The 22285-nt window shown below is 58.8% G+C and carries 15 protein-coding genes; 2 read left to right on the top strand and 13 right to left on the bottom strand.

Going from position 1 to position 22285, the window contains the following annotated elements:
- The first annotated feature begins 85 nt into the window (after positions 1-85).
- On the top strand, positions 86-850 hold the full coding sequence (locus tag OZX71_RS02950; RefSeq protein ID WP_277147227.1) for a GTP pyrophosphokinase family protein: 765 nt from the start codon (positions 86-88) through the stop codon (positions 848-850).
- Between the two features lie 116 nt (positions 851-966).
- Here the strand turns inward: OZX71_RS02950 and OZX71_RS02945 are convergent, their stop codons facing one another.
- The gene (locus OZX71_RS02945) at positions 967-1803 is read right to left on the bottom strand and encodes an aldo/keto reductase (RefSeq protein ID WP_277160445.1); all 837 of its coding nucleotides are present in this window, start codon (positions 1801-1803) and stop codon (positions 967-969) included.
- Between the two features lie 267 nt (positions 1804-2070).
- Between OZX71_RS02945 and OZX71_RS02940 the strand changes: the two genes are divergently transcribed.
- On the top strand, positions 2071-3006 hold the full coding sequence (locus OZX71_RS02940; protein WP_277160444.1) for a Bax inhibitor-1/YccA family protein: 936 nt from the start codon (positions 2071-2073) through the stop codon (positions 3004-3006).
- A gap of 120 nt (positions 3007-3126) precedes the next feature.
- On the opposite strand, the gene acnA is transcribed toward OZX71_RS02940, so the two are convergent.
- The 12 genes from acnA to OZX71_RS02880 all read right to left on the bottom strand — a co-directional run bounded on the left by acnA (position 3127) and on the right by OZX71_RS02880 (position 22149).
- The gene (gene acnA / locus OZX71_RS02935) at positions 3127-5847 is read right to left on the bottom strand and encodes an aconitate hydratase AcnA (protein WP_277160442.1); all 2721 of its coding nucleotides are present in this window, start codon (positions 5845-5847) and stop codon (positions 3127-3129) included.
- 461 nt (positions 5848-6308) lie between these two features.
- Positions 6309-9002 (bottom strand): HAD-IC family P-type ATPase, encoded by a 2694-nt coding sequence (locus tag OZX71_RS02930; RefSeq protein WP_277160441.1) that lies wholly within the window; start codon positions 9000-9002, stop codon positions 6309-6311.
- Between the two features lie 177 nt (positions 9003-9179).
- On the bottom strand, positions 9180-9713 hold the full coding sequence (locus tag OZX71_RS02925; RefSeq protein WP_277160440.1) for a hypothetical protein: 534 nt from the start codon (positions 9711-9713) through the stop codon (positions 9180-9182).
- Positions 9714-9768: 55 nt separating this feature from the next.
- Positions 9769-11067: a TRAM domain-containing protein gene (locus OZX71_RS02920; protein ID WP_277160439.1), complete on the bottom strand. Its 1299-nt coding sequence runs from the start codon at positions 11065-11067 to the stop codon at positions 9769-9771.
- Positions 11068-11304: 237 nt separating this feature from the next.
- A complete protein-coding gene (locus OZX71_RS02915) occupies positions 11305-12114 on the bottom strand; it encodes a DUF3159 domain-containing protein (protein ID WP_277160438.1) in 810 nt (269 codons plus the stop codon).
- Positions 12115-12268: 154 nt separating this feature from the next.
- Positions 12269-13180, bottom strand: coding sequence for a DUF3710 domain-containing protein (locus tag OZX71_RS02910; RefSeq protein WP_277160437.1), 912 nt, complete (start codon positions 13178-13180; stop codon positions 12269-12271).
- Between the two features lie 98 nt (positions 13181-13278).
- The gene (locus tag OZX71_RS02905; RefSeq protein ID WP_277160436.1) at positions 13279-14145 is read right to left on the bottom strand and encodes an exodeoxyribonuclease III; all 867 of its coding nucleotides are present in this window, start codon (positions 14143-14145) and stop codon (positions 13279-13281) included.
- A gap of 207 nt (positions 14146-14352) precedes the next feature.
- Positions 14353-16377, bottom strand: a complete 2025-nt coding sequence (locus OZX71_RS02900; RefSeq protein WP_277160435.1) for an ABC transporter ATP-binding protein — start codon at positions 16375-16377, stop codon at positions 14353-14355.
- 16 nt (positions 16378-16393) lie between these two features.
- Complete coding sequence (locus tag OZX71_RS02895) at positions 16394-17371, bottom strand: ABC transporter permease (RefSeq protein ID WP_277147250.1); 978 nt, start codon at positions 17369-17371, stop codon at positions 16394-16396.
- A gap of 17 nt (positions 17372-17388) precedes the next feature.
- Entirely contained in the window at positions 17389-18315 is a 927-nt protein-coding gene (locus OZX71_RS02890; protein ID WP_277147251.1) for an ABC transporter permease, read from the bottom strand.
- 199 nt (positions 18316-18514) lie between these two features.
- A complete protein-coding gene (locus OZX71_RS02885; RefSeq protein ID WP_277147253.1) occupies positions 18515-20146 on the bottom strand; it encodes an ABC transporter substrate-binding protein in 1632 nt (543 codons plus the stop codon).
- A 359-nt stretch (positions 20147-20505) separates the two neighbouring features.
- Positions 20506-22149 (bottom strand): ABC transporter substrate-binding protein, encoded by a 1644-nt coding sequence (locus tag OZX71_RS02880; RefSeq protein WP_277160434.1) that lies wholly within the window; start codon positions 22147-22149, stop codon positions 20506-20508.
- Positions 22150-22285 lie beyond the last annotated feature (136 nt).

Raw genomic sequence — 22285 nt, 5'->3', positions numbered from 1 at the left:
ACGACCGGTATCGCCTACGATATTCACGTCGGATTTTCAGCCGATATTCAGTTTAGATAGATGGCTCTCGGTAAGATGGGAAGACGTGATATTAGATCGACACGAACGCATCAACACCGCCGAAATCCAGGCAAGGCTCGAGAAAGTGGCCCAAAACGGCACGGACGCCGCCGGCTCACAGCTGTTCCCGGCGGACGAAATCACCGAATTCATCGACATGATGCAGGTCTACGAAGGCGCGATGTACGAGATCAGCACCAAGCTCGAAGTGCTCGACAGCGAGTTCCATGTCCATTTCGCCCATGACCCCATCCACCATATGGAACGCCGGCTCAAATCCGTCAATTCGATTCTCGGCAAACTCAGGCGCCGCAACCTGCCGATGTGCACGGAGTCGATACGCGACAATCTCTTCGACGTGGCCGGCATCCGCGTGATCTGCAACTATCGCGACGACGTCTATTCCGTAGCCAACTACCTTTCCAGTCAATCCGACATCCAGGTGCTGCGCGTCAAGGACTACATCAAAAGCCCGAAGCAGAACGGCTATCGCAGCCTGCACGTCATCTACGCGGTGCCGGTCTTCCTTTCCAACGGCGAGCACTACACGCCGGTCGAAGTGCAGTTCCGCACCATCGCCATGGACTATTGGGCCAGCCTGGAGCACGCCCTGCGCTACAAGTCCGACCTGCCGGATGCAAAGCTCACCGAGCATTCGCAGACGCTGCTCGACTGCGCGCGCAGCCTGCAGAACATCGAGACGCAGATGCAGAACATCCACCGCGATATCAACGGCGCCCCGCAGCAGGAGGAAGCCCCGACCTCGCAAGCCTTCAACCCCAATAAGTGACGTCGCACAATACACGATAGTTTTCGTTCCATACTGGTTTCGCCGGTTTCTTTTCAGCAAGGAACCGGCGAAATCGTTATGTAAGGCGCAATTGTTATGTAAACGATATTGAGAGACTAGAAGTCGAAATTGTCCGGGTCGCCGCCGGTTCGCACACCGGTTTCAAGACCGGCTATTTGCGACATTTCCTCTTCGCTCAGCTCGAAATCGAACACGTCGATGTTCTGCCTGATGCGCTCGTCGTGCGTGGATTTCGGAATGACGATGACGCCGCGCTGCAGGTGCCAGCGGATGACGACCTGGGCGGGTGATTTGCCGTATTTCGCACCGATCTGCGCAAGCCGCGGCGAAGAGAGCAGCGAACCGCCGGTACCGCCGAGCGGACTGTAGGCCTCAACGGCGATGCCCTGTGACTTGACGAAATCGACCAGCTCCTGGTTGCCGAACTGCGGCGAGGACTCGATCTGGTCGACCGCCGGTAGCATCCCCGTGCCGAGCCCCTCCAATTCCTTCACATGATGCTCCTGCAGATTGCACACGCCGATGGCACGGATACGACGGTCGCGATAGAGCGCAACCATGTCCTTCCACGCCTGCTGCCAGCCGTCTGCCGGCCAATGGATGAGATAGAGGTCCACGTAATCGGTGCCAAGACGGTCAAGGCTCTCATAGAACGCCTCACGCGTGCGTCCTTGACGGATATCCTCGTTCCAAAGCTTCGTCGTCAGGAAGATCTCGTGGCGGGCAACGCCGGAACGACGTATGCCTTCTCCCACGGATCGTTCGTTGCCGTAAACCTTCGCCGTATCGATATGGCGGTAGCCCGAGCGCAGCGCGACATCCACCGCGTTGGCCGTGGTCTCCCCCTCCGGGGTCTGGAACACGCCCAATCCCAGCTGAGGGATGGTGATGCCATTGTTCAATGTGATATCCGGAACCTTGTTGTCGGTCATTGCCGCCTCCATGATGTGTGTGGTCGTTCCCAAACGTCTCGGAACAAACCCTTCTATGCTTTCCATGCTAATCGTGCAGCATCATAATCTCCGCTCTACGTGAAGCGCAACGCTTCCTTCGACCACTGTAAGAGACGGAAGACCAGGCAGCGTATTCTCGACCCCTCAAATCCTACGTTGTTCACACTCAGCCAATTGCCAGTAACTGCGGATAGACTGATAACCATAACCAACAAGTGTCAATGAAAATCGACAAAAGGAGCAGGCATGGCTTTCGGGAACAGGCCTGAAGACAACAACACGCAACAGCCTTACGGGCAGCCGAACGCATACGGACAGAACTACGGGCAACAACAATACAGCCAATACGGCCAGCCTCAGGGGCAGCCTTACGGCCAAGGCCGGAACATGCAGTACGGACAGCCGTACGCGCAACCGCAATACGGACAGCCTGCATATGCGGGTGCGGGTGCCGGGACGGCGGCCCCGACGATGACGATGAACGGGCAGACCGCCTATTCCTTCGAACGCGCACGCCACGTCTCCACCACCAAGGCCTACGGCGAGATGACGCTCGGCCTGCTCTTGACCGCTGTGGTCGCCGTGTTCACCCAGATGACCGGCGCACTCGAGGGCTTCCTGATAGCCACGGGCATGATCGGCTGGATCGGCCTGGCCGTGGTGCAGGTGGCCATCGCCGTCGTGCTGGGCTGGCGCATCGACAGGATGAGCGTAGGCGCCGCACGCGCCATGTTCTATCTCTATGCTGCGCTGACCGGCTTCACGCTCGCCACCATTTTCTACACCTACAGCCTGCCGTCGATCGGCATGGCGCTGGGGCTGTGCGTCGCGTTCTTCTTCGTGTTGACGATGCTTTCGCTGACCACCAAGAAGGACATGCTCAAGGCCGGCCCGATTCTGTTCGTCGCGCTTCTGGTGCTGCTGGTCGGCGAAGTCATCATGATGTTCTTTGCTCCCTCGCAGACCACGCTCATGATCACCGGAGCCATCGGCCTCATTGTCTTCGCCGGGCTGACGATGTACGACGCCCAGCAGACGAGAGCCATGTTCGATGTGGCTGAGCAACGCGGCGATACCGTGATGCTGAACCGCATCTCAATCATCTGCGCGCTGAACCTCTACCTCGACTTCATCAACATGTTCCTCTATCTGCTGCAGATTTTCGGCGACAGCGACAACTAAAAGCCGACTAACCCAAGGCCCATAGCACATACTCAATCGGGGATGACAGACGATTTCTGCCATCCCCGATTTGTTATCTATCGAGTGTTTCCAACTACTGTCATCGTCGGACTCCAGCCTCTACTTCATCAGCCGACGCAGGACATATTGGAGGATGCCGCCGTTGCGGTAGTACTCGGCCTCGCCTGGGGTGTCGATACGGACGGTGGCGTCGAATTCGATGGGCTTGAGAGTTGGGTTGCCTTCAGCTTCTGGCTTGGTGGCGATGACGTGGACGGCCTTGGGAATCACACCGTTGTTGAGCGTCTCGATACCTTGGAAATCGTAGGTTTCCGTGCCGTCGAGACCAAGCGATTGTGCGGACTGGCCTTCGGGGAACTGCAGGGGCAGCACGCCCATGCCGATGAGGTTGGAGCGGTGGATGCGCTCGAAGCTGCGGGCGATGACGACCTTGACACCGAGCATCAACGTACCCTTGGCCGCCCAGTCGCGCGAGGAGCCGGTGCCGTATTCGCTGCCCGCCAACACGACCAACGGGGTGCCAGCCTTGCGGTAATCGAGCGAGGCATCGAAAATCGTGGTCGGTTTGCCTGCCTCAAAATCATAGGTGAATCCGCCTGGGCGTATCTCTTCGCCCACCGAGGCGAGCAACTGGTTGCGCAGACGGATATTGCCGAACGTGCCACGCACCATGACCTCGTGGTTGCCGCGACGGGAACCATAGGAGTTGAAATCTTTCGGCTCGATGCCATGGTCCAGCAGGTACTTGCCTGCAGGGCTCGAGGCAGGGAACGCACCGGCCGGCGAGATGTGGTCGGTGGTCACGGAGTCGCCAAGCAAGGCCAAGACGCGAGCGCCGCGCACATCTTGAACCGCCTGCGGTTCGGCGCTCATGCCGTCGAAGAAGATCTGGCGACGCACATACGTGGAGTCCGGATCCCACGCAAAGCGTTTGCCCGACGGTACGTCGAGGGACTTCCAGCGTTCGTCACCCTCAAAGACGTCGGCGTAGTCGCGTACGAACATCTCACGGTTGACGGCAGTCGAGACGACCTTGGCTATCTCCTCATTGGACGGCCAGATGTCGCGCAGGAATATCTCTCGTCCGGTTTTGATGTCTGTGCCGAGCGGCTGGGTTTCAAAGTCGAAGTCGAGGGTGCCGGCGATGGCATAGGCGATGACCAGCGGCGGCGAGGCCAGATAGTTCATCTTGACGTCAGGGCTGATGCGGCCTTCAAAGTTGCGGTTGCCTGAAAGCACCGAGGTCATCGTCAGGTCATTGTCATTGACCGCCTTGGAAATCTCGGGCAGCAGCGGGCCGGAGTTGCCGATGCAGGTGGTGCAGCCGAAACCGACCAGCTCATAGCCGAGCGCATCCAAGTCGTCCTGAAGGCCGGCTTTCTTGAGGTAGTCTGTCACAACCTGCGAACCCGGGGCCAGCGAGGTCTTGACCCACGGTTTTGGCTTGAGACCGTGGGCCCGGGCAGCTCGGGCGAGCAATCCGGCGGCGATCATCACCGAGGGGTTGGAGGTGTTGGTGCAGCTGGTAATCGATGCGATGGCGACGTCGCCGTTCCTGATCTCGAAACACCCGCGGAAATCGGTATGTACCGGCACCGGGTTCTGGCAGGTCTTCGGCGTCTCGTAATCCGGCAGCGTCTTTTCGAACGTCTCCTTGGCCTCGTCGAGCCTGATGCGGTCCTGCGGACGCTTGGGACCGGCGATAGAAGGAACGACCGTGCCAAGATCGAGTTCCATATACTCGGAATATTCCGGCTCCACATAATCAGGGTCGCTGGTGTCGCCCCAGAGTCGATTGGCCTTGGCATAGGCCTCGACCAGCGCGATCTGCTCGTCGCTGCGACCGGTGAGGCGCAGGTAGTCGAGCGTGACCTGGTCAATCGGGAAGATGCCGCAGGTCGAGCCGAATTCGGGACTCATGTTGCCGATGGTGGCGCGGTTGGCCAGCGGCACGGAAGCGACACCGTCGCCGTAGAACTCCACGAATTTGCCGACCACGCCGTGCTCGCGCAGCATCTGGGTAATGGTCAGGACCACGTCGGTGGCGGTGACGCCTTCGGGAATGGAGCCGGTGAGCTTGAAGCCGACCACACGCGGCACGAGCATGGAGATGGGCTGGCCGAGCATGGCCGCCTCGGCCTCGATGCCGCCGACGCCCCAGCCGAGCACGCCCAGGCCGCCGACCATGGTGGTATGCGAATCGGTGCCGACACAGGAGTCGAGGTAGGCCAGATCGCGTCCGCGCTCCCCTGGTTTGCTCATCACGATTTTTGCAAGATATTCGATGTTGACCTGATGGATGATGCCGGTGCCCGGCGGCACCACGCGGAAGTTCCTGAACGCCTGTTGCCCCCAACGCAGGAAACGATAGCGTTCGCCGTTGCGTTGGTATTCGCGGTCCATGTTGCGCGTCACCGCGTCGGCGACGCCGTAGTGGTCGATCTGCACGGAGTGGTCGATGACCATGTCGGCCTCGACCTGCGGGTTGATGACCTCGGGATCGCCGCCCAGGTCCGCTACAGCGTCACGCATGGTGGCGAGATCGACGATGCAGGGCACGCCGGTAAAGTCCTGCATCAGCACACGTGAGGGCCCGAACTCGATCTCGTGGCTGGGTTCGGCGTTCGGATCCCAGTCCAGCAGCTCGCGAACCTGGTCTTCGGTGACGTTGATGCCGTCGATGCGGCGTAGCAGGTTCTCGACCAGGACCTTCAGCGAATACGGCAGGTGCTCGATGCCGGGCAAATCGGAGATTCGATAATAGTCGAAGACTGCGTCTCCTACATGTAGAATATTCAGTTGGCGGTCGCTCAATGTCATATCTCGATCTCTCTTTCGTCATGATTCTTGATATCACATAACTATTGCCATTATCAGACACAAGTAAGTCGATGGAGTTACCAAAGCATTCCTTAACAGAAAAATATCGCCAAATCGTCTCTATTCCAATGATTTGTCATGTTCAAAATATGAGACCGTCCATTCAGACCACCAAATTTGTCATTCGTTCCCGTTCTTGGTGCCGCCAAGTCCTCCCAAAAACAAGACTTTTCACATTAATTCGCCAAAAACAGGCATCTTGGTGCACCAACACCCCTTGAAATCGAGAATTGGAACATACATTTGTGATTTCAAGGGGACTTGGATGCACCAACATACCTAAAAAAAGAATATTCGGCGTCGTATATGAATGTATATTTGTGTACGACGAAATCAGGCGAAAAATATTGCCGCATTAAAGGCCAATGACAGCAACCGTCTCCACCACATGAATCGGAGCATTATCGTTTCCTCTTCATGAAGACGGGACGACAAGCCAAAAGACGGCCAAAGAGATCGGCAATCGTCTGGATGCCTGCGAAGATGACAATCGAGAGCACAAGCACGATGATCGTGGCGACCAACGTCCATCCGGTCGGGAACTGGAGCTCGAAGAAGTTGGAGACGATCGGGATGAACATGCCAATCAGACCCGCAGCAGCAAAGGCAGCCACCAAGACGCCGCGCCAGGACTTCAGCGGTTGGGCCACGCGTGCCATCACCAGAATGCCCAGCACGAAGACGATGATGGCGCAGATGTCACGCAGCTTCAACAGATCGCCCGGCTTGGAGACGTTCCAGCCCATGAGGCCGGGCAACGTCCAAGCGGTAAGCAGGACGGAGAGCGCCACCGCGATGCCGCCCGGCAAGGCGAAACGCACAACGCGCCCCAGGAATCCCGGAATATAGCGCCGGCTGTTCGGCGCGAGCGCAAGGATGAAGGCCGGCATGCCGATGGTCAACGCGCCGATGTACGTGATATGGCGCGGCAGGTACGGGAAGGGAATGAACGTGCAGACCACACCGAGCGAGATCAGCGCGGAATAGACGGTTTTGACCAGGAAGAGTGAGGAGACGCGTTCCATATTGGCCATGACCTGACGGCCGCGGGCCACGACGCTGGGCAGGTGGGAGAACTTGGAATCAACCAGCACGACCTGCGCCACGGCCTTGGTGGCGGGTGCGGCGTTGCCCATCGCGATGCCGAGATCGGCCTCTTTCAAGGCCAACGCGTCGTTGACGCCGTCACCGGTCATCGCCACGACGTGCTTGGTCTCGTGTAGAGCCTCGACGATGGCCTTCTTCTGCTCGGGCAAGACACGGCCGAGCACGTCGACGTTCTCCATGACCGTGGAGAGTTTCTTGACGTCACTGGGTAGCTCGCGGGCGTCCATGGCCACCGGTTCGCGATCGCCGGTCAGACGAACCGTCTTCGCGATGGCGCCGACGGTTGCCGGGCTGTCTCCGGAGATGATGCGGCAACGCACGCCCTGGTCACGGAACCAGGCCAGCGTCTCCTCGGCGTCGTCGCGGATATGTTCTTGGCACAGTACCAGCGCGACCGGCCGGGAGGCGGAGATAAGACGCGGATTGTCGGCGAAAGCGGTTGCCGCCTGAGAATCGGCACAGGCACCGGGAGCACAGGCGATCAGCAGCACGCGCATGCCTTGGTTGGCGTATTTGGCCACCATGTTCTTGGCGGCTGTATGTTCGCCCGCGAATCCGCTGAACAGCATTTCCGGGGCACCCATATACCAGATGTCACCGCCGCGCACGATGGCGCTCCATTTGCGGGCAGAAGAGAACGGTACGCGGGCGTCGACCGGTTCGTCGCGCACTCCTTTGGCGTTCAAAGCCTTAAGCACCGCGGCACCGGTGCCGTTGGGGTTCTCTTCATTGGCCAGATCGTAGAGCGCCTGCACCACCGCGGTTTTCTCGTCATCGGTGGTGCCGACGGTCACGCTGGCATGTACGGCGTTTTCGCCGGACGGGGCATCCACCACGATATCGGCGTCGGCGCTAGGACCTACGACATCAGAAGCCCCAAGCATGACGACCTGATTGAAGACGATGCCGCCGTCGGTGATGGTGCCGGTTTTGTCGAGGTTCAGCGCATCCACGCGTGCCAGCGTCTCCACGCTTTCCAGCTCCTGAATCAAGGTGTGCTGGCGGGCCAGACGCATGGCGGCGATGGCGAAGTTGAGCGAGGTCAGCAAAACCAGTCCCTCGGGAATCATGCCCACCACCCCGGCCACGGCCGAGACGATCGCCGAACGCCAGGCCCCGGTCGAGAAGGCCACCTGCCAACCACCCACGGTGCGAATCTGCGAGGCGACCAACAGGATGCACAGCGGGATGACGATGACGGTCATCACCTTCAGGATGGTATTGATGCCGCGGCTCAGGTCGGAAACGGTCTTCTTATAGACCTTGGCTTTGGCCGTCAGCTTTGCTGCATACCCCTGCTCGCCCACCGCATCGACCCGGACCAGCGCCATGCCGGAAGTCGCGTTGGAACCGGAGTAGACCTCCGCACCCTCGCCTTTCTTGACGGTTCGCGACTCGCCGGTCAGCATGGATTCGTCGAGCTCAAGACCCCATGTGTGCACGATGGTGGCGTCGGCCGGCACTTGTTCGCCGCTACGCAGCCAGAGCAGATCGCCGAGCACGATCTGTTCATGTTCGATTTCGACGTCCTGGCCATCACGACGTACCAGCGAGCGCGAGGCGACCAGGATTGAAAGCTTGTCGAGCGTGTGTTTGGCCCGCATTTCGGTGAACACGCCGATACCGGAATTGATGATGATGACCAGTCCGAAAACGGCGTCTTTCCATTGGCCGGTCAGCAGCACCAGGACCATGGCCACGAAAATGATGGCGTTGAACAGTGTAAAGACGTTTTCGCGGATAATCTGCCCGAACGAACGCGAGCTTTCGGTGTCGACTTTGTTGACGTTACCCTGTGCGACCTGTTCGGCGACTTCGGCTTTGGTCAGGCCCGTCTCCGAAATCCGAGGAAGCCGGTTCGCGCTCCTCCTCTGTGCTCCGCCGTTGCCGTTATCGGCAGCATTCCTGTTGTCGCTGCCTTGCCCGTTTACCGGTGTTTCGCCAGCCACTTGGCCTGCGCCCTGCCCAAACATCCCGGTGGTACTCATTGGTTGCCCCTTCACGCGTGCCTTATCCAGCCCATACGTGGCTCACGGCCGCTGATACGATTCCTTGCTTGCCCGCCGACATCTGAAAACACTGGTGCGGTCTGTTCCTTGTTTCCAAGTATATGCTGTGTCACCTTATCGTATCGGCTGCGTTCGCGATGAGCCTTCACCGCATATTTACGGTAACGTCACGCTGATGGTTTTGGGATGCGGATTGTCGTTGATCGCGCTTTGCACGGCCTGGTCGAACGGAACCGTGCCATTGCCCTGCCCCGTCGGCACTATCCGCAAGATTTCGGCATAGGTCTTCGCATCCTTCGGCGGATTCGCCGAATTGACCAATATCACCGGGATACCGGCGTCGCGCGCAACCTGCAAGGCCTCGGTCCAACTATTGCGCTGGTTTCCTTGCATATCGAGACTGTCAACCACGAAGGCGGTAACCGGCCGTCTGGTCATATCTTTGAAGGATTGAACCGGATTGAGTGTAGTACTTCTGTCCGGCATAGGAGCGTAAACAGCCTTGATATCGGCTTTTTGCAACGTTTGCAGCACCGTCCGGTCGAGTTCTTCATCGCCGGTGGTGACCACGCCGATCAGGATGTCGGATTTGTCGACGCTGTCGTGATTGATGTGGCCAGCCGCCGTTGCAGTATCGCCTACTGCGGCATTTTTGGGGGCACAGGACGCGAGCGCCGGCACGGCCGACAAGGCCATGCAGACACTCAGAACGATTCCCAATCCCCGACGCATCAACGTATCTGTCTCACTCGCCGTTACGGGCGAACAACGCCACGGTCTCGACGTGATGGGTCATCGGGTAGATGTCGAACGCCTGAATCGATTTGAGGCTATAACCCAACTTGGTCAGCGTGGCCGTGTCGCGGGCGAGGCTGGTTGGGTCGCAGGCGATATAGATAATCGAGTGCGCACCCGCCTCGGCCAGCTGACGGCAGACCTGCGCCTTGGCTCCGGCACGCGGCGGGTCGAGCACGACGATATTGGGATTCGCAAGTTCTTCGGGCACACGACGCAGGCAATGGGAAACGTCGCCCTGCAGCGCGGTGACATTGGCGTCCTTGGCGATATGCAGGTTGCGTTCGGCGTTGCGCACGGCCATGCGCCCGCCTTCCACTGAGAGCATTCTGGTATGGCCGAAGGTCTTGGCCAACGGCACCGTGAAGAGACCGGAACCGGAGAACAGGTCCCAGAGCGTGGCGGATTGCACGCCGGAAAGCTCCTGGCTGACCAGCCTCATCACATATTTGACCAGCGTCGGCGGGGCCATGCGGTGCACCTGCCAGAACCCGTCGGCCTCGACGCCGTACTTGTAGCGCTTGCCGTCCACATCCACGACTTCCTTCAAACGCTTGGAGCCGGCGTGCAGATGACCGTTGACCGTGATGGCAAAATTGTCGCCGATGGCCTCAAGCAACGTTTTGTTCGACACACGGGAAGTATGGATATCGCGGGGTTCGGGAACCGCGACGCGAATTTTGGCGCCGGGCTCAAACTGCTCGTCCCAGAGTTTCCGGTCGCGGGCGACGGCCAGCAACGCGCGGCTGGCCAAGGGCATCGTATCGATGCGTACACGCGTATGCGAGGCCCGACGACGCATCGAGGCACGACCTTCCTCGTCGGCGATCAGCTCGATGCGGGTGCGCCAGTGCAGGCCTTTTTCGTCGTTGTCTCCGTCCATGCGAGCGACCGGCACCTCATCGATGTCGAGATGACCCATGCGCCGCATCTGATCGGTGACCACGGCGGATTTCCATTTGAGCTGGCCGGGCAGCGAGACGTGGATCAGATCGGCGCCGCCGACTCCCCCGCCCTGTGCAAGAGGCCCGGCCAACGGCCACAGCGGCTCGGCACGGTCCTCAGAAGCCTCCACGACGTCGACGACTTCGCCGGTCCAGAAACGGTCGTCACGATCGTGCGGCTCGTCGAGTTCGATGGTGTCCAGTTCGCCGGGCAGCGCGAAACGCACAAAGACCACCCGCCCGTCGATATGGGCGACGCAGCGCCCCTGATCGGCGTAACGTTCGATACGTACTGTGGCTTGCATGCTGACCTCTGCTTCTTGAATACGTGCGGACGCGACCCAGTAGCGGCCTTTACGCACTATTATCGTTTTTCTTTTTGACTATGCCGACGATATCAACCATTATCACAACCGGCATACCCTCATGACTGGAATAACTAGTCTATCGTTGACCCTTGTCCGTGGATTTCGGGATATCCATGCCTTTAGTCGAATAAGACATTCGCAACATTTGCCGACTTCATAGCGCCATCGACACCTTCATTTTTCGGCGGATACTGTCTTCTCCGAATCGGCGGCATTCACCCCGGCGTTTGCACCATCTGCGATGGCATTGCTGACAACGTTTCCGTCTTCGCCATCGTCACCACCGTCGCCATCATCGTCAGACTTGAACTTGGGATGATGTCTCATCGGATCGGCAATCAGAAGGTAGGAAACCCAGATCGCCAACGCCCAGAACGGCAGACCCATCAGCAGGCGCGTGGTGCCCAACCAAGTGACATGATTGGTCAAGTACAGCGGCACCTGCACCACCAGCCGCAGCGCGAACACGCCGATCCACATGGCCGTGACGATGTCGTAGGCACGCATAAGTCTCTTGTCGCCTCGCCAATCGGCAAGCCAGGCACGAAGATGCTCGGTGGGCAGAGAACGGATGAATTCAACCAGAAAACCAACCCCCGGCACCCGAATGGCCAGGGTAATCGCCAATACCACGATGTAAACGGCATTGGTGATGAATCCGTACATGTAATAGTTGCGGGCCTCATGCGTGTTCCATGCCCAGATCAGGCAGATGGCGATGGAAATCAGCCCGGCCAACGCGCCGAGCACCGTCTGCCGCTGCACAAGGCGCACCAGCACCAGAAGCACGGCAAGCACCGCCGAGACGATAATCGTCGCTTTAAGATCCGAGGTGACAACGAACATGACCACGAAGACGAAACCAGGCAGCATCGATTCGATGACTCCGCGAATCCCGCCGATGGCATCGATGACGGAGAAATCCTCGCCGTTCCCGGCAGCGGCCAGTGCCGCCAATCCCTGACGTTTTTTGGTGTCGCTCATCGTTTCCGTTCCGTTTGAGAATATTTGCCACGTTTGCCGTGTTTGTCACGAATTATTTGCCGATAGGTTTTATCGTCTCGAACTGAATATCGCCGGTACATCATTCGCCGGCCCACCCGTAACGGGCGAACCGGCGAATCAAACACATAGCGAATCAGCGCAATTCCGAGAACATCGGGCCACGCGAGATCGTGGTCTGCACCTCGGTCTGCTGGTCGGCGACGAACGGGCCCTTGATCCGCTTGGGAATCTTGTGGTCCTTACCGTCCTTGTCGGCCTCGGCGGCCGCTTCGTCGGCCTTGCGCCGCTCTTCAGGCGAAACCGGCGCATGCATCGGGATCAGGTCGCGCGGTGCCAGCGGCTCTTCACCACGGTCGACCACGATATCGGAGAAGAACTGGTTCAAAGCCTTGGTCTCCGGGCTTTCCGGATGAGTGGCGGCACGACCGGAGAAGATGCCGCGAAGCATCCAACGCGGCCCATCGACACCGACGATACGGGTAATCAGCTTTTTGCCGCCCTTGACGACGACCGGCAACTTGATTTCCGTGCCGAAAACGCCCGGTTCCTTGCTCGCTTTCGGGTTGGCGGCCAGCAGATCGTCACTCACCCCGTCCCAAAGACTCAGGGTCTTGGGAGCCGCGAGCGCTTCGATCTCCAGGCTGGAGGTCTTGTAGGAAATGGTGCAGCCAAGCACCTGGCCGCTGGCACGGTTGGCCTTGACCCTCAGTTCGATGCCCTGCATGAACGGCAGATAATAGGCGCCCATGTCAAGATACTCGTCGTAATTCGGGGCTTTTTCCTCTTCGATGTCCCACGGCCCGTAAAGCTCACCACGGTCGGGATAGGCCTCGCTCGGCTCGTCGGGAACCTTGTGGCCCTCGACGGCATCTGCCTCGTCCTCGCTCTCCTCCGTTTCCGCGCTCCCATTGCTTGCGTTTTCGGCATCAGTGCCGTTATCGTCAACACCGGAATCAGCGGCCTCGTCCTGTGCTTCGGTATCCTTGACCTCGGCTTCATCTTCGTCTTCGTGATGCTTCTTCTTGCCGAATCCGAACAATCCCATAGTTCCTCGTTTCAAAACCTCGAATGATGGTTCAAGCCTATCACCGGGCTACGTCCCAGCACGGCTCGCATTTTTCTATGCCATAAAAAGATGTGTGCCTAGATGTCGTAGACCACGCTCAACGGCGCATGATCGGACCAGCGGGTGTCGTAGCTCGGCGCACGGTCGATGTCGAAGGAGACGGCCTTTTCCGCCAAGCCCGGAGTGGCCAGCTGGTAGTCGATCCTCCAACCGACGTTGTTGTCGAAGGCGCGTCCGCGCTGGCTCCACCAGGTATACGGGCCCTGCACGTCCCCGGCCAGCTTTCGCATCACATCGACGAAATCGTATTGTGCCGGGTCGAGCCATTGGTCGACATACGCGCGTTCCTCCGGCAGAAAGCCGGAGTGCTTCTCGTTGGCCTTGGCGTTCTTGATGTCCAGCGGGGTGTGAGCGATGTTCATATCGCCGCATAGCAGCGCCTGACGGCCGCCTTTTTCGGCTTCGTCTCGCAGCTGAGCCATACGCTGGAGCATACGGTCGAGGAAGCGGTATTTCTGTGTCATCTTGTTCGGGTCATCGGTGTTGCCCGCGTGTACATAGACGCTGGCGACGGTGAGTTTCATGCCCGACGGGGTGGTGACGTCGGCCTCGATCCAGCGGCCGGAATCGACGTCCTCTTCCAAGTCCATCAGCCCGTAGCGCTGCTCTTCGATCTTGAGATCGCTCAACAGGCCGACACCGGCACGCCCCTTGATACGGCAGACCTCATCCATACGGCCAAGCTTGTCAGCCTGCGAGACCTTGCCGGCCTTTTCATATCCATCCGCCATGGCGCTGAAGATCGGGTCGATCTCCTCCTGCGGGGCGCGGACCTCCTGCATGCACCAGATGTCGGGGGTTTTGGCCTCGGCCCAGTCGAGCACGCCCTTGCGTTTGGCCGCACGGATACCGTTGAGATTCGAAGTAGTCACTGTTATGCTCATGCCGCCAGTCTAGCGTGTCACGGGCACAATGGACCCATAGACCGCGACGCACAAGCAGCGCAAGCCGTATTCTTCCAGTCGATATCACTTTCCCGGCGCAAGATGCTGGTTGCACATATGAAAAATCCCGCCACACTTGGTGACGGGATTGACGAAACGTTGCCGGCGAATCCTATCGGGCGTTTACCGGCACAATCTGCCGAAAACTCAGTCCAGACCGAGCTGCAGATGACCGCCGGGGATCGCATCGAGCAGATCCTTGGTGTACTGCTGCTGCGGATGATCGAAGACCTCGTCGGTGGTGGCATGCTCGACGAGCCTGCCCTTCTGCATCACCACGACCTCATCGGCGATCTGACGGACCACGGCCAGATCGTGGGTGATGAACAGGTAGCTCAGCCCACGTTCGGCCTGCAGATCGTTCAACAGCTGCAACACCTGATCCTGTACCAATACGTCGAGGGCGGAAACGGCCTCGTCGCAGACGATGACGTCCGGGTTCAGTGCCATGGCACGTGCGACGGCGATGCGTTGGCGCTGGCCGCCGGAAAGTTCGTTCGGATAACGCTGCATCACCGACTGCGGCATCTTCACCAGATCAAGCAGCTCACGCACACGTTGCTCACGGCTCTTTCTGTCGCCGATCTTGTGGATACGCAGCGGCTCCTCAATGGAGCGATAGATGGAATACATCGGGTCGAGCGAACCGTATGGGTTCTGGAAGACCGGCTGGACATGTCTGCGGAAGTCGAGCAATGATTTGCCCTCGAACTCGCTGATATCCTTGCCTTCGTAGGTCACTGTGCCACTGGTGGGTTTCAGGAGCTTCAGCACCATGTTGGCCACGGTGGACTTGCCCGAACCTGATTCGCCTACAATCGCCAAGGTCGTTCCGCGCTTGACCGAGAACGACACATCGTCGACGGCCTTGAACATTTCCTTCTTGCGCGGCAGCTTGAATTCCTTGGTCAAGTGGCTCACCGTGATGATGTGCTCGCTCTTCTCGAGCGTTTCCTCACCTTTGACATGGTGCTCCATCAAGGACTCGGTGTTCTCGCCGTGTTCCTTGGCGGAAATGATGCGCTGCGATGCCAGCGACGGGGCCGCGGCCACCAGACGCTTGGTGTAGGGATGCTGCGGATGCTGAAGCACTTCGAGCGAAGGACCGGATTCGACGACCTGGCCCTTGTACATCACGACGATCTGCTGGGCGCGTTCGGCGGCCAGGCCCAAATCATGGGTGATGAAGAGCACTGCGGTGCCCAGTTCATCGGTCAGGGTGTGCAGATGGTCGAGAATCCTCTTCTGCACGGTGACGTCGAGGGCGCTGGTGGGCTCGTCGGCGATCAACAGGTCAGGCCGGCAGGCCAGGCCGATGGCGATCAGCGCACGCTGCAGCATGCCGCCGGAGAACTCATGCGGGTACTGGCGGGCACGGGTGGCCGCGTCGGGAAGCCCGGCCTCCTGCAACAGACCGGAAATACGGTCGGTCATGGTGCTGCCGAGCACATACTTCTTGGCGATACTCCAAGCCTTGTCGTCGTTGACCCCGGCCTTGATCAGGTCATCGGCCACGCGCCAACGGGTCTCGGAACCCGGAACCCATTCCTGCTTGAAATAGTCCATCTTCTTACCGGCTTTGTCGGCATTCACGCCGGCTTCGCCAAGCGCGACCTCGGCGGCCTTCAGAAGGTCAGGAAGCTCCTTGGAGCCGATGAAGGTCTCATCGTCCTCGCTCTTGACCGCGACTTCTCCGCCGGCCAAAGCCTTGGCCAGCTTCGAACGCTTCTCGTGGGAGATGTCCATGTGGTTGGCCTTCAGAGCCTCTTCGACCTGGGTGCCGATGCGCCAGACGGGGTTGAGGTTGCTCATCGGATCCTGCGGGACCAAGCCCATCTTGTCGCCCAAGAGCTGCTCATACTGTTTGCGCGTATAGCCGGAGATCTCCTCGCCTTCCAGCTTGATGGAGCCGTCCACAACGTGACCGGTGCCGGGGAGCAGACCCAAGACCGCCATGGCGGAAGTGGATTTGCCGGAACCGGATTCGCCTACAATCGCGACCCACTGGCCCGGATAGACGTTGAAAGAGGCATCGCGTACGGCATGCACCGCACGCTTGTCGCCGGTGGTGAAGTCGACCTTCAGGTCTTTGACCTCAAGGATCGGCCCCTGCTCGCGCTGCATTTCAAAGAGTTTTTCGTTCTTTTCGCTTTTGCTGTTCATTTCGCTCATCGTGTTTCCTCCGCACTCACGCCGTACGGCTCTTGGGGTCAAGCGCGTCCTTGACGGCGTCGCCCATCATGATGAAGGCGAGCACCGTGATGGCCAGCGCGGCCGACGGATAGAAGAGGACGGAGGGATCGGTGCGCAGAATAGTCTGCGCGTTGGAGATGTCGCCGCCCCAGCTCACGGTCGTGGTCGGCAGGCCGATGCCAAGGAAGCTCAGGGTCGCCTCGGAGACGATGTAGGTCCCGAGCGATGTGGTGGTCACCACGATGATCGAGGCCATGGAATTGGGGAGAATGTGCCGCATCAGGTTGCGCCAGGGAGTCGAACCCAAAGCGGTGGAAGCGGTGTTGAACTCGAGGTTCTTGGTCTCCATCACCGCCCCTCGCGAGATTCGCGCGGTCTGCGTCCAACCGAACAGTGTCAGCACCAGCACGATCTTCCAAACCGAACCGGAGGTGCGGAACATCTGCAGCACAACGATGGCGCCGAGCAGCAGCGGGATGGCCATGAAGATATCGGTGAAACGGCTCAGCACCGCATCGATCCAGCCGCCGAAGAAGCCGGCGAGGGCTCCGATCAGCGAGCCGACGACCATCACGAGCAGCGTGGTCAGAATGCCGACGGAAAGCGAGGTGCGGGTGCCGTAGACGGTACGGGTGAAGACGTCGCAGCCCTGGGTGTCATAGCCGAAGGGATGACCGGCGCTGCCCTTTTCCAGGGAATGGTCCAGCTGGCAGAAGTTGGGGTTCTGGTGGGTGAAGACACCCGGGAACAGCGCCACGAAGATGACGCAGAGGATCAGTATCGCCGAAACGATGAACAGCGGGTTCTTGCGCAGCGTTCTCCACGCATCGGCCCACATGCTGGTGGCAGGTGCGGATTCGTCGACCGAATCGACTTCCTGCAGCTTGACGGCATCCGGCGGTGCCACGTACCGCTCCTGCCCTGGAAGCACACGGGAATCGGCCATGGTTGTATTTGTTGTTGTTTCGCTCATTTGGTCTCCTCCCCCACTCACGCGTACCTGATGCGCGGATCGAGAGCCGCGTAAAGCATATCGACAATCAGGTTGCATACCACGAAGATCAGGGTCAGCAGCGTGACGATGGAAACGACCATGTTGCTTTCGCCCTTGAGGATGCTCTGATAGGTCAGGAAGCCGATGCCGTGGACGTTGAAGATGGTCTCCGAGATCATCGCGCCGCCCATCAGCGCTCCCAGATCCTGGCCCAGATAGGTGACCACGGGAATCAGGGAATTACGCAGCACGTGACGGACGATCACCGATCGGTTGCTCATGCCTTTGGCCCGGGCGGTACGCACATAGTCCTCGGCGATGTTCGAGGAGACCTCGGAACGCGTCAGTCTGATGATATAGGCCATCGAAACCGAACCAAGCACCATGGCCGGCATCAGCAGGTCGAGGAAGCCGGGATCGCTGCCCGCGGTGACCGGCAGCAGACGCCACTTGACGCCGAGGAAGTACTGCGCTAGGAAGCCGGTGACGAAGGTCGGCACGGAAATCAGAAGCAGGGAGACGATCAGGATGACGGAATCGTACCACTTGCCCTTTTTCAGTCCCGAGATGATGCCGAAGATGACACCGAAAACGGCTTCGAAGACGAAGGCCATCAACGCCAGCCTGATGGTCACCGGGAAGGCCCTGCCTATCTCGTCGATGACCGGCTGTCCGGAGAATGTGTTGCCGAAGTTCAGTGTCAGCGCATTCTTCAGAAACAACAGATATTGGATGATGAATGGCTTATCGAGGTTATACTCCGCGCGAATCTGGGCCGCGACCGCAGCATTGACCGGTTTGTCGCCGAACATCGCCTTCACCGGATCACCGGGAAGCGCGAAGACGAGGGCGTAAACCAACAACGTTGTGCCGAGAACCACGGGGATCATCTGCAGAATACGGCGCAGAAGATACTTGCCCATCGGTTAACTCCTTATTTTCCTAAGCCTAGGATTGGCCAAACTGCTTGAAAGCACTGATAATCCCTTCGGCTTTTAGACATATGTCTGTAAGTGTAGCGCAGACACAAGTCAAGAATGTTAAGAAAAATGTGGAGACGATGCCATAAAAGCCTGTCTCCACATCATCTCAGCCGCATATCAATACCGGATAAAACCGATATTACTTATGCAATTGGCTATAAACCGGCAGATTCTGCCAGTCGACGGCCAGGCCTTTGACCCCCTTGGCGGCCACACCGTGCGCATTATCGTAATACATGGGAATCGCAGGCAGGTCGTTCAAAAGAATCTCCTGCGATTGGCTGTAGATCGCGTTGGCGGCATCGGTGGAAGGCGCCGCGTAGGCCTCGTCCATCAGCTGATCGAATTTCTGGTTCTGGTAATCCCCGTCGTTGGAACCGCTGCCATGGGCCGCGGCGGAATCGTATTCCTGGAACAGATAGTTCTCGGCCGAGGGATAGTCAGGCTGCCAGCCGGAGCGGAAGCCGCCCTTGATACTGCGCTTGTCGACGGCGTTGCGGAACTCCTGGAAGGTCGGCATCGGGTCGGCGGCCACGTCGATGCCCAGCGTGTTCTTGATGGAGTTGACCATGGCGTCGTAGATCGCCTTGTAGGGGCCGTCCGAGTTGTAGGAGATGGTGAACTTGTCGTTGTCTTTGGAAATGGCATCGGCTTTGGCCCACAGTTCCTTGGCCTTGGCGGCGTTATAGACAAGGTTGTCCTTGCCCTTGAGGCCCTTGGAGAATCCCGGGGTCTTGGGCGAGGTGAAATCAACCGGCTGCGTACCCGTGCCGTTGAGCACCTTGTCGATGATGCCCTGTCTGTCGATGGCCTTGGAAATGGCCTGACGACGCAACGTGCCCTCTTGCGTGCCCGACACGAAATGCGGCAGGTTCGAGGGGATCGTGAACATCTGGATGATCGAACCGGGCTGGTTGTATGCCTGTACGTTCTGGTCGGTTTTGAAGCTTTTGGCATCGGCGGTGGGCACCGTGTCGAGCACGTCAAGATTGTTTCCCTGCACATCGGCGTAGGCCGCGTCCACCTTCGTGTAGATCTTGAACGTCACGCCCTCGTTCTTCGGCTTGACATTGCCCTTGTACAGCTTGTTGCGCACCAGCCGGATTTCCGTGTTGTGGTTCCAGCCCTCCAGCTTGTAGGGCCCGTTGCCTATAGGAGCGTTGCCGAAGGCCTTGGGGTCCTTATAGAACGACTCCGGCAACGGCGCGAAGGCGAGGTAGCCGACCTTGATCGGGAAGGTCGCGTCCGGCTTCGACATGGTGACGGTGAAGGTGGAATCATCGACGTCTTTGAGACCGGAAAGCTGCTCGTCGCCCTTGAGGCTTCCGGCCTTCTGCAGATCGTCATAGCCCTGGACGGTGGAGAGGAAGGACGAGCACTTCTGCGCGTTCTTGACATTGGCCACATAGCTCCAGGCCCTGGTGAAGGATTTCGACGTCACCGGGGTGCCGTCGCTGAACTTCCAGCCCGGTTTGAGCTTGACGGTGTATTGGGTGGCGTTCGCATTGCTCTCGATCGATTGGGCCACCTCGTTGGAAGCCTTGCCCTTGGCATCGAACGATACCAAACCCGCAAAGAGCAACGTGCCGGGCCTGGCGCCGCCGGACTCGTTGGTGTTGCCGGGGACGAGCAGATTCTGCGGCTCCGTGTCGAAGGCGGTGATCACCCCGTTGCCGTCTTCGCTCCCCGCTGTGTTCGATGCGCCGCAACCGGCCAAAACCATGGCCAGCGAGCATGTCAACGCGGCAAACGCAAGCATTCGTTTCTTCATTGTCCCTCTTCTTCCCTTCAATCTCTCTGTTCGGTATCAACGGCAAATCATGTCGAAAGTCTTATACTCGGCCCGGCAAACGGCCGCAAGATGCATTGAACCTCTTTGAGGCTGCCGATAAGCCCCAATGAACACTATTCGGACACTTTCCGGCTAAATCGCGCAAAATGATGCGGGCGAACACAATCTCATCGTCGCGCTTCGTCTGCAATAACGGCACGTCGCCAACAGACCGCCACAGTAACGGAACACCACCCGGGTATGCAAAGGCGGGAAGACGCTTTCGCATCTTCCCGCCCTGTTTCCTACGCGAATCGAGACACTGCTATGTCAGGATCCCGTACGATTCCTTCAATGCATCACTTGTGCATCTGGATGAAGGTCGGATAGGACTGCCAATCGATGGCGAAGCCCTTGACGCCCTTGGCCGCGACGCCCTGATTCGCCATGTAGTACAGAGGGATGGCGGGCAGATCGTTCAGCAGCACTTCCTGAGCCTGCTGATAATCCTTGTTGGCCTCGTCGACGGACTTGGCCGCATAGGCCTTGGCGAGCTCGTCGTCGAACTTCGGGTTGCTGTAATCTCCATCGTTGGAGCCATTGCCATGACCCGCGGAAGTGGCGAAGTTCTGCACCAGATAGTTCTCGGCAGACGGATAGTCAGGCATCCAGCCAGAACGGAAGCCGCCCTTGACCTTACGGTTGGAGATGGCGTCACGGAACTCCTGGAACGTCGGCATCGGGTTGGTGGCGGAGACTCCGGAGCCCAGGGTGTTGTTGATGGAGTTGACCATCGCGTCGAAGACGGGCTTAGAGGTGCCGTCGGAGTTGTAGGCGAGCGTCAGCTTGTCGTTGTCCTTCGAGATGGCATCGGCCTTCTGCCACAGTTCCTTGGCCTTGGTGGGGTTGTACTTGAGGTTCTCGTTGCCCTTGAGGGTTGCGGAATAACCGGGGATCACCGGAGCGGTGAACTCGTGCGCGGTCTCGCCGAGGCCGTTGAGCACCTTCTTGATGATGGTGTCGCGGTCGATGGACATGGAGATGGCCTGGCGACGCAGCGTGCCTTCCTCGGTACCGATCTGGAAATGAGGAAGGTCGGAAGGAATGGTGAACTGCTGGATCGAGGAACCCGGCTTTGCATAAGCCTGCAGGCTGCTGTCGGTGCGGAAGCTCTTCGTATCCTCCGGAGGGATGGCGTTCATGGCATCCAGGTTGCCCGCCTGAACGTCCGCGTATGCGGCGCTGGACTTGGTGTAGATCTTGAAATCAACGCCGTCGTTCGCCGGCTTGTCGTCACCCTTGTAATAAGGATTCTTCACGATCTTGATGTCGGTACCGTGGTTCCAGGAATCGAACTTGTACGGACCATTGCCGATGGGCTTGTTGCCGAAGGCCTTCGGATCCTTGAAGAAGGAGGCAGGAAGCGGGGCGAAGCCGGAATAGCCGACCTTGATCGGGAACGTGGCGTCGGGAGAATCCAGATCGACGGTGAACGTGGAGTCGTCGACGACCTTCAAGCCGGAGAGCTGTTCGTCGCCCTTGAGGCCGCTGGTCTTCTGGAGATCCTTGTAGCCCTTGATCGTGGAGAAGAAGGACGAGCACTTCTGGGCGTTCTTCACATTGGCGACATAGCTCCACGCCTTGGTGAAGTTCTCGGCCTTGATCGGGCTGCCGTCGCTGAATTTCAGACCGGACTTGAGCTTGATGGTGTACTGGGTGCCATCGGCATTGGGCTTGATGGATTGCGCCTGATCGTCGACGGGGTTGCCCTTGACGTCGAAACGAACCAGCTGCGAGAACAGGCCACGCAAGACCATGCCGCCGCCGGTTTCATTGGTGTTGCCGGGAATCAGAGGGTTCTGAGGCTCTGAATTGAAGAGCGTGATGATATCTTTGCCGCCATCGGACGATGAGCTCGACGAAGAGCCGGAGCCACCGCAGGCGCTGAGAAGCATGGCCGCTGAGCAGACGACAGCTGCGAGGGCCAGACCTTTCTTCTTCATAAGATTTCTCCCTTTCTTTTTTGTTGTGCAGAGAACCTGCACATCTAACAAAAAAGGCCGGCTGTAAAGGCCAACCTCTTTGCTGTTATCTTTTATTTATACGCCGGTTCATGAATTATGCAAGTCAATATCCATA

Origin of the sequence: Bifidobacterium sp. ESL0764 (assembly GCF_029395515.1) — a bacterium.
GTDB lineage: Bacteria > Actinomycetota > Actinomycetes > Actinomycetales > Bifidobacteriaceae > Bifidobacterium.
The sequence above is the reverse complement of the archived record's forward strand: the minus strand, read 5'-3'. Positions and strand labels throughout refer to the sequence as shown.